Annotated in this window: 10 protein-coding genes and 1 tRNA gene; 2 read left to right on the forward strand and 9 right to left on the reverse strand. The window is 72.6% G+C overall.

Annotated elements, in window-relative coordinates; all coding sequences use genetic code 11:
• Nucleotides 1-147 precede the first annotated feature (147 nt).
• The 5 genes from ACFE86_RS01700 to ACFE86_RS01720 all read right to left on the reverse strand — a co-directional run bounded on the left by ACFE86_RS01700 (nt 148) and on the right by ACFE86_RS01720 (nt 6444).
• Nucleotides 148-942, reverse strand: a complete 795-nt coding sequence (locus ACFE86_RS01700; protein WP_375453598.1) for an ATP12 family chaperone protein — start codon at nt 940-942, stop codon at nt 148-150.
• A 44-nt stretch (nt 943-986) separates the two neighbouring features.
• On the reverse strand, nt 987-1646 hold the full coding sequence (locus ACFE86_RS01705; protein WP_375453599.1) for an HAD-IA family hydrolase: 660 nt from the start codon (nt 1644-1646) through the stop codon (nt 987-989).
• Nucleotides 1647-2236: 590 nt separating this feature from the next.
• Nucleotides 2237-3730, reverse strand: coding sequence for an RluA family pseudouridine synthase (locus ACFE86_RS01710; protein WP_375453600.1), 1494 nt, complete (start codon nt 3728-3730; stop codon nt 2237-2239).
• Between the two features lie 70 nt (nt 3731-3800).
• The gene (locus ACFE86_RS01715) at nt 3801-5048 is read right to left on the reverse strand and encodes an Hsp70 family protein (RefSeq protein ID WP_375453601.1); all 1248 of its coding nucleotides are present in this window, start codon (nt 5046-5048) and stop codon (nt 3801-3803) included.
• An 82-nt stretch (nt 5049-5130) separates the two neighbouring features.
• Nucleotides 5131-6444, reverse strand: a complete 1314-nt coding sequence (locus tag ACFE86_RS01720) for a replication-associated recombination protein A (RefSeq protein WP_375453602.1) — start codon at nt 6442-6444, stop codon at nt 5131-5133.
• A 208-nt stretch (nt 6445-6652) separates the two neighbouring features.
• On the opposite strand from ACFE86_RS01720, the gene ACFE86_RS01725 reads away from it, so the two are divergent.
• The gene (locus ACFE86_RS01725) at nt 6653-8224 is read left to right on the forward strand and encodes a putative bifunctional diguanylate cyclase/phosphodiesterase (protein ID WP_375453603.1); all 1572 of its coding nucleotides are present in this window, start codon (nt 6653-6655) and stop codon (nt 8222-8224) included.
• 96 nt (nt 8225-8320) lie between these two features.
• Here ACFE86_RS01725 and ACFE86_RS01730 read toward each other — a convergent pair whose 3' ends face one another.
• The 4 genes from ACFE86_RS01730 to ACFE86_RS01745 all read right to left on the reverse strand — a co-directional run bounded on the left by ACFE86_RS01730 (nt 8321) and on the right by ACFE86_RS01745 (nt 11283).
• A complete protein-coding gene (locus ACFE86_RS01730; protein WP_375453604.1) occupies nt 8321-9772 on the reverse strand; it encodes a Do family serine endopeptidase in 1452 nt (483 codons plus the stop codon).
• Between the two features lie 304 nt (nt 9773-10076).
• A complete protein-coding gene (locus tag ACFE86_RS01735) occupies nt 10077-10601 on the reverse strand; it encodes a MucR family transcriptional regulator (RefSeq protein ID WP_375453605.1) in 525 nt (174 codons plus the stop codon).
• A 261-nt stretch (nt 10602-10862) separates the two neighbouring features.
• Nucleotides 10863-11144, reverse strand: coding sequence for a DUF6538 domain-containing protein (locus tag ACFE86_RS01740; RefSeq protein WP_375453606.1), 282 nt, complete (start codon nt 11142-11144; stop codon nt 10863-10865).
• Between the two features lie 64 nt (nt 11145-11208).
• Nucleotides 11209-11283, reverse strand: a tRNA-Gln gene (locus tag ACFE86_RS01745).
• Between the two features lie 75 nt (nt 11284-11358).
• Between ACFE86_RS01745 and ACFE86_RS01750 the strand changes: the two genes are divergently transcribed.
• Entirely contained in the window at nt 11359-12099 is a 741-nt protein-coding gene (locus ACFE86_RS01750; RefSeq protein ID WP_375453607.1) for an SDR family oxidoreductase, read from the forward strand.
• Nucleotides 12100-12156: the final 57 nt, after the last annotated feature.

Here is a 12156-nt window from a genome sequence, read left to right on the forward strand (position 1 = left end):
CGGCGGTGGGGAATCGATGGTCGCACGCGCGAAAGCGCAGATTTCACAGCGTCATGGTCCGAAGCGTCAGGAACGGAGGCGCGCCCGGGCTCGACGCGGTGCGCTGACGATGGGCGGCGCCCGGCGCGCGATCCCGATCACCCGGTCTCAACCCGCCAACGCCGCCGCCTCCGCCGCCGCCACGAACTCCGCCTTCCGGAACGCCAGCCGCGACGCGGCATCCGCGTCCGCGCCCCAGATCGCGGCCTGATAGGTCTCATCGACATGGGCCGCGTCCCACGCCGCGTCCGCATCCAGGTGCCCGTGGAGCACGGCCAGCGCGATCAGCAGCGAGCCGGTCAGCGTCGTCAGGGTGTGGAGCGCGGCCAGCCGGAACGGGTCGTCGATCGCCGACACCGCCCGCCTCAGCGCCGCGACGGTGTCGGCAGGCTGATCCACGTGCATCACGCCCTCGCCGAGGATCAGCCGGACGCCGAGCGCGTCGTGCGCCCACGCGACCACCGGGTCCCAGGCGTCCGCCTGCGCCGCGACGAGGCGCTCCGGCGTGGCCGCCCGGTAGGCGACGAGGTCGGTACCGGCGTAAGTCCACAGGTCTTCGGCCACCGCGCCCATCCGCGGCGCGACGCCGTCGATCGCCGTGTTGACGAGCCGCGTGACCGGCATCCGCGACGGGTCGATGGTCTCGCCCTGCGCCGCCCATTCGGCCGCCAGCCGCTCGGCCAGCGCGAGGGTCGGGGCCGCCAGGGGGTTGCGGGCGGGCGTGTTGGCCGGGCGCCCGTCGAGCGTCAGGCGGAAGCCGCCCTCGCCTTCGGCGACGCCGGCGGCCTCGTAGAAACGCTTAGGCAGCACCGGCTTGCCGTGCTCGCGCACCGCCCGCATCGGGTCGGGGCGCGGGGTGTCGGAGGGCTGTCCCAGCCAGTCTCGCGTGACGTCGTCGCTCATGGGTGCGGAGATAGGCGATCGGACGGGGTTTCGCGAGGCCGGCGTCACCGCGGGCCGGGGCCGGGGAACAGGTCGGCCAGCGCCGCCGCGTTCTCGACCACCGCGACCGCGCCGGCGCCGAACAGGGCGCCTGCCGGATGGTAGCCCCAGGCGACGCCGATCGCCGCGGCGCCTGCGCTCACCGCCATCGCCATGTCGTAGGTGGTGTCGCCGACCATCACGGTCGATGCCGGGGCGGCGCCGGCCTCCGTCATCGCCTGGAGCAGCATGGCCGGGTCGGGTTTCGAGGGCGCGTCGTCGGCGGTCTGGATGGTGGCAAACCACCCGTCCCAGCCGTTGGCGGCGACCAGATGCTCGACGCCGCGCCGCGACTTGCCGGTGGCGATGCCCAGCCGCACGTCGTCACGGGCGTGCAGCCGGCCGATCAGGTCGCCCATACCGGGAAACAGCGGCTCCTCGTAAGCGGGGTCGAGGCGGAGCGCCTGGAACGCGCGCTTGTAGCTCTCGGAGAGCGCGTCCACCGGCCCGTCCTCGCCCACGAGCCGGCGGAACGCCTGCGGCAGGGACAGGCCGACCACCGACAGCGACGTGGCCCGGCTCGGTGCGGGCAGGCCGTGCTCGGCGAAGGCCGCCGCTTGCGCGGCGACGATGAGGTGCTGGCTGTCGACGAGGGTGCCGTCGACGTCGAACACGACGAGCTTCATGGCGCGGGACGCCGCCTCACGGCTTGCGCTCGGCCGGGACGGCGGCGGACCTCGGCGGCTGCACCGCCGGCTGCGCGCCTTGCTGTATCCCTTGCTGGGTTCCTTGCTGTGTCCCCGGCTGGACGCCTTGCTGGGTCCGCGGCCGATCGTAGCCGAGCTTGCACCGGATCAAGAAGCGGCGGCGCTTGCCTCCGCGGAGCCCACGCTGGTGGGATGCCCGGTTGCAGGCGGCGTAGGAGGGCCGGCGCCTGTCGCTGCCGCGGGCCGTCGGCGCGCCCGCCCGCCCGACCGCGGCCTGCGGGCCCTGTGCGGTAGGCGGGGCTGCGGCCGCGAGCGTTGCGGGTCCGATCAGGCCGAGGGCGGCGAGGCAGGCCAGCGTCGTGAGCTTCATGTCGAGGAGGTCTCACCGCGAGGACCAAGGGCAGCGGCGCGGCCGCCGATCCGCGTCGCCGAGAATATGAGCCTCGCCGCGCACTTGCCAAGGCGCGGCCGAACACGGCAAGCCCGCCTCGGACGTGGCAAGACTACCCCGAACACGGCAAGCCCGCCTCGAACGCGGCAAGCCCGCCTCGAACCCGAAGGCTCTAGCCTCACGCCTCCGGCGCGTCGACGATCGGGTCGTAGCGGGCGGCGTCGAAGCCGAGCAGGTTCCAGCTCTGCGCCATGTGCGGCGGCAGCGGCGCGCTGACGTCGATCGGCTTGCCCGTGCGCGGGTGCGGGATCACGATGCGGCGCGCCAGCAGGTGGAGCCGGTTCTGGATGCCGCCGGGCAGCGCCCAGTTCTCGATCGAGAAGTATTTCGGGTCGCCGACGATCGGGTGGCCGATATGCGCCGCATGCGCGCGCAACTGGTGGGTGCGCCCCGTCACCGGCTTGAACGACAGCCACGACAGCTTCTGCGCCGCCTGATCGACCATCGCGTAGTAGGTCAGCGCGTGGCTCGCCCCTTCCTCGCCGTGCTGGGCGATGCGCATGCGGGCATCCGCGTCCGTGGGTTCCTCCTTGACAAGGTAGGTCGAGACCCGGCCCTGGGGCACCCGCGGCACGCCGGAGGCGAGCGCCCAGTAGATTTTCCGCGCCGCGCGCGAGCGAAAGCTCTTGGCCAGCGTCGCCGCCGCGACCCGGGTCTTGGCGACGACGAGGCAGCCGGCCGTGTCCTTGTCGAGGCGGTGGACGAGGCGCGGCTTCTGGCCGTCCGGGCCGGCCAGCGCCTCGAGCAGCCCGTCGACGTGGCGGACCGTGCCCGAGCCGCCCTGCACTGCGAGGCCGAAGGGCTTGTTCAGCACCATCATGTCCGCGTCTTCGTAGAGGATCAGCGAGCGGATGAAGTCGGCATCATTCTGGTCGCGCACCGGGTTGCGCGGCCGGTCGGCCGGCTGGTCGAGCTTGAGCGGCGGCACCCGCACCGCCATGCCCGGCTCCAGCCGGTCGTTGGGCTTGGCCCTGCCGCCGTCGACCCGCAGCTCGCCCTTGCGGACGATGCTCTGGACGCGGGCGAAGGGAAGCTGCGGGAAGCGCGCGGTGAGGAAGCGGTCGATCCGCATCCCGGCCTCGTCGGCCTCGACGGTCAGCGTCTGCACGCCGGAGGCGAGCGTCGCCGAGGCCGCCGCGCGCTGCTGGCGCCGGGTCGGGCCTTCGGGCTCGGCCGGAGCCGCGGGCGCAGTCTCGGCGCGCCGCGCGCGGGACGGCTGGGTGGCGGCGGGTTCGGCGAAGGCAGGTTTGACGAAGGCGGATTTGGCCGGCGTCGCACGCGGCGGGCGCGCCGGCGCCCGGCTCGGACGCGGCGCCTCGCGGGAGGCATCCGCGTCGCCCCAGGGTGAACGTTCGGTCGCGTCGTCGCCGCGCAGGCGCGCCGCGCGCTGGGCCGCCTCCAACGCCGAGGTGCGCGGGCCGGTGCCGGCGCGCTCCGGCCGGCCGAAGCGGAGCTTGGCGGGTCCTCCGGCGCGGGGCCCGCGGCTCGCGCCCTTGCCGGCCGGCGGCCTGTCCGCGGGAGGCCGGCCCGAGCCCTTTCCCGAACTCTTGCCCGAGCCCTTGCCGGGCCCCTTGCCGGCCGGACCGCCGCGGCGTGGTGGATTGCCTGTCATGCGCCGGCGTTAGCACCCGCCCGCACCGGCGACAATTCGCGCGTCCGGCGGCCCTGGCCGGCGCCGCAGCTCAGGCCGCCCGCCGGATCGCCTCGATCGTCAGGCCGATCCCGACCGAGCCGAAGGTGTCGCCCGCGACCACGCGGGCCCCGGGCAGGCAGGCGGTCAGACCCGCCCGGACATGCGGCAGGCCGGTCGAGCCGCCCGTGAGGAACAGCGCGTCGATCGCCTCCGCCCTCAGCCCGGCCTGGGCGAGGCAGCGTCCGACCCGCTCGGATATGCGGGCCGCCAGCATGGCGGTGTGCGCGACGAGGGCGGCACGGTCGATGGCGGCGGAGAGGCCCGGCTCGACCCAGCCGAGGTCGATCTCCGACGCGCCGCCGTCCGAGGCGGCGATCTTCGCGCCCTCGACGGCGATCGCCAGCGAATGCCCGCGCTCCAGCTCGATCACCGTGCGCAGCCGCGCGATCAGCTCGGGCCTGGCCCCGTCGCGGAAAATCTCGGCGATCTCGCGCAGCGTCCTGGCGTTGTAGAGCCGGTTGATGCTCGACCACGTGGCGAGGTCGTGGAAATAGGCGTTCGGGACCGACAGCTCCGGCCGCCTCATCGGGCTGCCCAGCCCGAGCAGCGGCATCACCGTGCCGAGGCTGAGGACGCGGTCGAAGTCGGTGCCGCCGATGCGCACGCCGTCGTTGGCCAGGATGTCGTCGGCGCGCTCCGCCCGGGCGTGGCGCTCGGGCGACAGGCGCACGATCGAGAAGTCCGAGGTGCCGCCGCCGATGTCGGCGATCAGCGCGATCTCCTCCCTCGTGACGCTCCGCTCGTGGTCCAGCGCGGCTGCGATCGGCTCGTACTGGAACGAGACGTGGCGGAAGCCGATGCCCTCCGCGATCGCGCGCAGCGTCTCCTCGGCCCGGCGGTCGCCCGCCGCGTCGCCGTCGACGAAATGCACCGGTCGCCCGTGCACCACCGTGTCGAAGCTCGCGCCGGCCGCGTCCTCCGCCCGCGCCTTCACCGCGGCGAGGTAGCGTCCGATCACGTCGCGAAAGCGGATGCGCCCGCGTCCGACCGGCGTGGTCTCCTCGATCAGCCCGGAGCCGAGCACCGACTTGAGGCTGCGCATCATCCGGCCCGGAATGCCCTGGACGTAGGCGTCTGTCGCCGCCCGCCCGATCACCGGCTCGCGGTTCGGCTCGAAGAAGATCGCGCTCGGGATCGTGACGTGCCGGTCCTCCAGGGGAACGAGCTGCGGGCCGGCCGCGCCGAGGTGCCCGAGGGTGGTGTTCGAGGTGCCGAAATCGAGGCCGCAGGCCGCCATCGGGGTCTGGTCTTTCGCGGATGTGCGTGGGGGCGGCTGCCCTACAGGCTGCCGCCTGCCCGGTCCAGGTCCGATACCGCGATCAGTCCTGCCCGCGCCGTTCGCGCCGCAGGCGCTCCCAGTTCGCGAGCCGGTCGCGGTAGCGGCCCTCCATCCCGCGTTCGCTCGGCTCGTAGAAGTGCTGGCGCCCGAGGGTGTCGGGCCAGTAATCCTGGCCCGAGAACGCGTCCGGCTCGTCGTGGTCGTAGCGGTAGCCCTCGCCGTAGCCGAGCCGCTTCATCAGCTTGGTCGAGCCGTTGAGGATGGTGCGCGGCGGCGGCAGCGAGCCGTGCGCCTTGGCGATCCGCGTCGCCGCCTTGTACGCCGCGTAGGCGGCGTTCGATTTCGGCGCGCAGGCGAGGTAGATCGCCGCCTGCGCCAGCGCCAGCTCGCCCTCGGGGCTGCCGAGGAAGTCGAAGGCGTCCTTGGCCGCGTTGGCGATCACCAGCGCCTGCGGGTCGGCGAGCCCGATATCCTCCACCGCCATCCGCACGAGGCGGCGGGCGATGAACAGCCGGTCCTCGCCGCCGTCGAGCATCCGGCAGAGGTAGTACAGCGCCGCGTCCGGGTCCGAGCCGCGCACCGTCTTGTGCAGCGCGCTGATCAGGTTGTAGTGGCCCTCCTGCGCCTTGTCGTAGATCGGCGCGCGCCGCTGGACGATCGTCTGAAGCGTCTCGGCATCGAAGGTCTCGTCGGGGCCGGCCGAGCGCCAGACCTCCTCGGCGAGCGTCAGCGCAGCCCGCCCGTCGCCGTCGGCCATGCGCACGAGGACGCCGCGGGCCGCCTCGGTCAGCGGCAGGGTCCGCCCGGTCAGGTCCTCGGCCCGCGCGATCAGCTTGGCGACCGCTGCGTCGTCGAGGGAGCGGAACAGCAGCACGCGGGCCCGCGACAGCAGCGCGGCGTTCAGCTCGAAGGACGGGTTCTCGGTGGTGGCGCCGACGAGCGTCACCGTCCCGTCCTCCATCACCGGCAGGACTGCGTCGAGCTGCGCCCGGTTGAAGCGGTGGATCTCGTCCACGAACAGCAGCGTGCCCCGGCCCCCCGCCCGGCGCCCGCGCGCGGCCTCGAACACCTTGCGCAGATCCGGCACGCCGGAGAAGATCGCCGAGATCTGCTCGAAATGCAGCTCGGTCTCGCGGGCGAGCAGCCGCGCCACGGTGGTCTTGCCGGTGCCGGGCGGTCCCCAGAACACCAGCGAGCCGAAGCTCCCGCCCCGCAGGAGCCGCGTCAGCGCGCCGTCCGGCCCGGTGAGGTGCTCCTGGCCGACCACCTCGGCGAGCGTGCCCGGCCGCAGGCGGTCGGCGAGCGGGCGGGGTGCCGACGCGTCGAGGCCGGCGGTTGCGAACAGGTCGGACATGCCCGCATCAACACCGCCCACGCCGCGCTCCGCAAGCCCGGGCGCGCCGGAGGGTGGTCCCCGCCGGCCCGCATATCGGGTTCGCCGCGGACGCCGATCCCGGGCGCCGTCCTGCGGCCCGGCCCGGCATGGTGCCCGTGCGACGACCGCGCGTGAGACTCTCTTAACGCCCGCCGTGCTCCCGTGCTTACGATCGGGGGAGCGTTCGATGGCGGGCAGGCGCGGCACCTGGGGCGAGGGCGAGCTCTACGAGGCGCTGTGCCTGCTGACGACCGGCGCCTGCCTGTGGATCATCGGCGCGCAGTTCCAGGTCTTCTCGCGCCTGAACGCCTTCATCCAGGCCCACGACCTCTCCGACCCGTTCATGCTCCTGGCGCTGATGAGCCTGGCGGTGTTCGCAGCCAGCCTGCGCAAGTCGCTGCTGCTTCGCTCGGCGATCGCCGAGCGGGACGCGATGACGGCCGAGGCCGCGGCGGTGGCGCGCCACGACGTGCTCACGGGGCTGGCCAACCGCCGCCTGTTCCTCGAGAGCGTGGAGTGCCGGCGCGCCGCGGCGGGCCTCGAGCCCGCGCAGGCCGTGCTGCTGGTCGATCTCGACCGCTTCAAGCCGGTCAACGACCTCTACGGGCATGCGGCGGGCAATACGGTCCTCTGCACGGTGGCCGAGCGCCTGAGCGCCCTGCTGCCCGTCTCCGGCCTCGCCGCCCGGCTCGGCGGCGACGAGTTCGCGATGCTGGTCCCGCTCGACGGCGGGAGCGACGGCCTCGGGCGCCTCGCGCAGGCGGTGATCGCGACGATTTCCGTGCCGATCCGGTGGCAGGGCAACGAACTCAAGGTCGGCGCGACCATCGGCATCGCCCCGATCTCGGCCGATCAGGCCGACGCCGACGTGGTGCTGCACGCGGCCGACCTCGCCATGGACCAGGGCAAGAAGGACGGCCGCGGCGTGTTCCGCGTGTTCCGAAGCGCCATGGACCTCGAACTCAAGGCGCGCGCGCAGCTCGAAACCGAGCTGCGCGCGGCGATCCGGCGGGGCGAGATCGAGCCGTTCTACCAGCCGGTGGTGACGCTGCCGGGGAAGGTGCTGATCGGCGTCGAAATCCTGGCCCGCTGGCGCCATCCCGTCCGCGGCCTGCTCGCGCCGGCCCACTTCATCGGGATCGCCGAGGAGACCGGCCTGATCTCCGAACTCAGCATGAGGCTGCTGCGCCAAGCCTGCCTCGACGCCCGCGCCTGGCCCGACCATTTCCAGCTCGCCATCAACATCGCGCCGCAGCAGTTCCAGGACCGCCGGCTGTGCGAGCGCATCCTCGCGATCCTGACCGAGACCGGGTTCGCGCCGAGCCGCCTGGAGGTCGAGATCACCGAGACCGCCCTGGTGCAGGACCTGGAAGCGGCGCGCGACACCCTGACCGCGCTCCAGAGCGTCGGCGTGCGCATCGCGCTCGACGATTTCGGCACGGGCTATTCGAGCCTGTACCACCTGCGCGAGCTGAAGTTCGACAAGCTCAAGATCGACCGCACCTACGTCGACACCATCACCGTGAGCGCCGAGCGCGCCAAGCTTGTCGACGCGATCATCAAGCTCGGCGCCAGCCTCGGCCTCGTCACGACCGCCGAGGGCATCGAGACGGATGCCAGCGTCGACTGGCTCTCCGACCAGGGCTGCGACTACGGCCAGGGCTACCTCTTCGGCGCCCCGATGCCGAAGGATGCGATCACCGCACTGATCGAGCGGCCGGCAGAGACGTTCCCGGCCTCCGCCCGGAAGGCGGCGTGAGGCCGGACCTGCCGGTCACGACCGGGGCGGCACCGTGCGGGGGGCACGGTTCGGCCAGGCCTGCAACCCCGGCATACGGGATGCCGCACGTCCGATCTATCCTCCGAACACCGAGGTCAGCACCGCGCCGCCGCGGTTGATCGCGATCTCCCAGGTGTTCTGCGTGCTGCGGGTGGCGCGGTCGACGTCCTTGGTGGTGGCGACCGGCAGGCCGTTGATCGACACGACCATGTCGCCCTTCTGCAGGCCGGCCCGGGCCGCGAAGGAGTTCTCGTCCACCGCCTGCACCGCGACGCCGTCGCTCGCGAAATCCATCAGCATCTCCTCGGCGACCGCGGGCGAGGTGTTGACCAGCGTCGCGCCCAGGAACGGCGAGCGGGTGCGGACCTTGAGCACGTCGCGGGGCCGCGTCTCGGGGGCGGGCGTCAGCTTGACCGGCACGGTCGAGCGCCCGCTGCCGCGCAGGAGGCCGAACTTGGTCTGCCCGGTGATCCCCTTGAGCGCGAAGCGGTAGCCGAAGGCCTCCGGGTCGTCGACGCTCTGCCCGTCGACGGTGAGGATCAGGTCGCCGCGCTTCAGCCCCGCCTCGTCGGCCGGGCTCTTGGCCTGGAGGCTCGCCACCAGCACGCCGGTCGGGTGGTCGAGGCCCATGCTCTCGGCGATGTCCGGCGTCACGCTCTGCACCCGCGCGCCGAGCCAGGGCCTGCGCACGGTGGTGGCCCCGTTCCTGGCGGTCTCGACCACCGCCTTCACCATGCTCGCGGGGATGGCGAAGCCGATGCCGTGGCTGCCGCCCGATTGCGAGTAGATCGCGGTGTTGATGCCCATCAGCCGGCCCTGGAGGTCGACCAGGGCGCCGCCGGAATTGCCCGGGTTGATCGCCGCATCCGTCTGGATGAAGAACTGGTAGTCCGAGGAGCCGACCTGCGTGCGCGCGAGCGCCGAGACGATGCCCTGCGTCACCGTCTGGCCGACGCCGAACGGGTTGCCGATCGCCATCACGAAGTCGCCGACCTCGAGGCTCTCCGAATCGCCGAACGGCATCGGGATCAGGCCGCCGGCCGGGTTCCTGATCTTGACCACGGCGAGGTCGGTGCGGGGATCGCGCAGCACGATCGTCGCCTCGAACTCCCGCCGGTCGGCGAGCGCGACGCGGACCTCGTTCATGTTGTCGATGACGTGGTTGTTGGTGATGACGAGGCCGCTCTCGTCCACGATCACCCCGGAGCCGAGGGATTTCTGCGCCCGCTCGCCGGGCGCCGCGCCCTGGCCGCGCCCCTCCTCGCCGAAGAACCGGCGCATGAACTCGTCCATGGCGCTGGTGCGGGCGTTGGGGCGCTTGTCGATGTGCGAGGCGTAGACGTTGACCACCGAGGGCGCCGCCCGCTTCACCACCGGCGCGAAGGAGAGCTGAACCTCGGCCCTTGCGCTCGGCACCGTCCTGGCGGGCGGCGCGTCGGCGCTCTTCGCCATCTGGGCCGCGGCAGGCGCCGCGGCGAGGAGGCATGCGGCGACGGCCAGGGTGATCGGGGCGGACGGACGAGGCATGGACGGCTCCGGCAGCGGCGGCGTCAGGCTTCCGGCCGCCCCGATCGCGGGGGTCGGGCCGGAACCGAGGCGCGATGCCGGCCTGTCTATCGCGGGCGAAGGCGGCAGGCGAGGGCCCGATCCTCGGGCGCCCGGGCGAGCGCCCGCAAGCGTCGAGGAGCGCCGGCAAATCCGCGCTCGGCCGGCCGGCATGAGGAAGCGCACCTCGAAGCGGGCCATGTCACCCCGAAAACCGCTCGCGCCGCAGGTCCGCAATCCGTCCCGGTCCAGCCGGGTCGGGAGCGGACCGGAGCGCCGGGAGGTTTCAGGCGTCCTTCTTCTTCCGGGGGCCGCGGGTCTTCTTCGCCGGCGCGTCCTCGGAGGCGGCGGGCTCCTCGGAGGCCACGGCCTCGGGCTCGGCGGCCTTCGCCACGTTCTTGCGCCGCTGCTGCCCGAGGCCCAGCGCGCGCGCGAGTTCGGATCGCTGCTCCGAATAGCTCTGCGAGGTCATCGGATAGTCGGGCGGAAGGCCCCACTTGGCGCGATACTGCTCCGGCGACAGGCCGCGCAGGGTGAGGTGCCGGCGAAGCGTCTTGTACTGCTTTCCGTCCTCGAAGCTGATCAGGTAGTCCGGCGACACCGAGCGGCGGATCTCCGCGGCGGTCGCCTTGGGCGGCCCGGCATCGACCGCCGCTCCGTTGGCGCCCGAAACGCCCATGATCGCCTCGTGCACATCGCTGAGGAGCTTGGGCAGTTCGATGCTCTGGACGTGATTGTTGCTGACATAGGCCGACACGATGTCGGCGGTCAGCGTGATGAAGCGGGCCTTGTCGGTCTCGGGGTCGGTCATGGTCTTGATGCCATCGCTCTGACGCTGGAGTGATAGTGCGACCGTAAGCTCAGCGTCCGCATTCGGCAAGTTGGTTCGACCGTTCTCCGCCGAAAACTTAGGAAATAAAAGGGGAACGGGCGTAGTGCGTCACGATTCTTTGAACAAGAACCTCGGCGGACGCGGGAAACGGACGGGAATGCGCGGCGGCGGGACGTCGATTGCGCGCAATCCGCCTATTCGACGCGGGTGGTCATGACCCGCGCCTTGTGGTGGCCGGGCTCAGGCGCCGACGGTCTCGCGCAGGATGCCGAAGGCGCCGCTGCCTGCAGGGCGTGCGGTGTCGATGCCGGTACGGATGTCGGGATCGGCGTCAGCCGGCGCGCGGGAACGGGTCGTGAGGTGGCCGGCGGAGAGACGAGCCCGGCGCGGATCGCGGGTGCCGAGGCTGACGATAAGCGCGTCGACCTTGCGGGATCGGCAAAGCGATCGGGGGATGCGCCGGTGCCAGGAATGCGTCGCGCCGCGACTTTGGGCATGGGCGATGGCGGGCGTCGGGCGCATCCTGTGCTCCGGCTCCGAATCCGCAGGGCGAAAGCGGAGTCGAACCAGAGGCTTGCGCGGAAGTTGGCTGGGGCGCCAGGATTCGAACCTGGGAATGGCGGTACCAAAAACCGCTGCCTTACCACTTGGCGACGCCCCACCAGAGGACGGCGCTGTCTAGACGCGGATGTGCGGACAGGCAACAGGCTTGGCGTCGCGGCGGGAGACGGACGGCATGGGCGGGACAGTGGCGATCGTGACCGGGGCGGGCTCCGGGCTCGGGCGCGCCGTGGCCCTGGCGCTGGGCCGAGCCGGCTACGCCGTCGTGCTGGCCGGCCGGCGGCGCGATCCCCTCGATGCGGTCGCCGCCGAGATCGACAATGCGCTCGCTGTCGAGACCGACGTCACCGATCCGGCCTCGGTCGACCGGCTCTTCGCCCGCGTGGCCGCCGTGCATGGCCGCCTCGACCTGCTGTTCAACAATGCCGGCATCTTCACGCCCGCCGCGCCCGTCGACGCGGTCCGCCTGGCGGATTGGCGAGCCAGCCTCGACACCAACCTCACCGGTGCGTTCCTGTGCACGCAGGGCGCGTTCCGGATGATGAAGGCGCAGGTCCCCCGCGGCGGCCGGATCATCAACAACGGCTCGGTCTCGGCCCAGGTCCCGCGCCCGCATTCGGCGCCCTATGCCGCGACCAAGCACGCGATGACCGGGCTGACCCGCGCGACCTCCCTCGACGGCCGACCCCACGACATCGCCTGCGGCCAGATCGACGTCGGCAACGCCGCGACCGAGATGACGCAGGGGTTCGCCGCCGGGGTCCGGCAGGCCGACGGATCGCTGAAGCAGGAGCCCATGATGGCGGCGCGGCACGTCGCCGACGCGGTGGTCTACATGGCGGGCCTGCCGCTCTCGGCCAACGTGCAGTTCCTGACGCTGACGGCGACGACGATGCCCTATATCGGCCGCGGCTGAGCCGTTCGCGCAGCGGTTTTTGCCAAGCGGCCCCGCGCGGCCTAGAGGGAGGCGAAG

The sequence above is a fragment of the uncultured Methylobacterium sp. genome, assembly GCF_964244095.1.
In the GTDB taxonomy this organism is placed as follows: domain Bacteria; phylum Pseudomonadota; class Alphaproteobacteria; order Rhizobiales; family Beijerinckiaceae; genus Methylobacterium.

Coding starts and splice junctions, on each gene's coding strand:
- ACFE86_RS01705 (WP_375453599.1), bottom strand. CDS start 1,646: ATGAAGCTCGTCGTGTTCGACGTCGACGGCACCCTCGTCGACAGCCAG.
- ACFE86_RS01720 (WP_375453602.1), bottom strand. CDS start 6,444: ATGTCCGACCTGTTCGCAACCGCCGGCCTCGACGCGTCGGCACCCCGC.
- ACFE86_RS01740 (WP_375453606.1), bottom strand. CDS start 11,144: ATGCGCCCGACGCCCGCCATCGCCCATGCCCAAAGTCGCGGCGCGACG.
- ACFE86_RS01700 (WP_375453598.1), bottom strand. CDS start 942: ATGAGCGACGACGTCACGCGAGACTGGCTGGGACAGCCCTCCGACACC.
- ACFE86_RS01750 (WP_375453607.1), top strand. CDS start 11,359: ATGGGCGGGACAGTGGCGATCGTGACCGGGGCGGGCTCCGGGCTCGGG.
- ACFE86_RS01710 (WP_375453600.1), bottom strand. CDS start 3,730: ATGACAGGCAATCCACCACGCCGCGGCGGTCCGGCCGGCAAGGGGCCC.
- ACFE86_RS01725 (WP_375453603.1), top strand. CDS start 6,653: ATGGCGGGCAGGCGCGGCACCTGGGGCGAGGGCGAGCTCTACGAGGCG.
- ACFE86_RS01730 (WP_375453604.1), bottom strand. CDS start 9,772: ATGCCTCGTCCGTCCGCCCCGATCACCCTGGCCGTCGCCGCATGCCTC.
- ACFE86_RS01715 (WP_375453601.1), bottom strand. CDS start 5,048: ATGGCGGCCTGCGGCCTCGATTTCGGCACCTCGAACACCACCCTCGGG.
- ACFE86_RS01735 (WP_375453605.1), bottom strand. CDS start 10,601: ATGACCGACCCCGAGACCGACAAGGCCCGCTTCATCACGCTGACCGCC.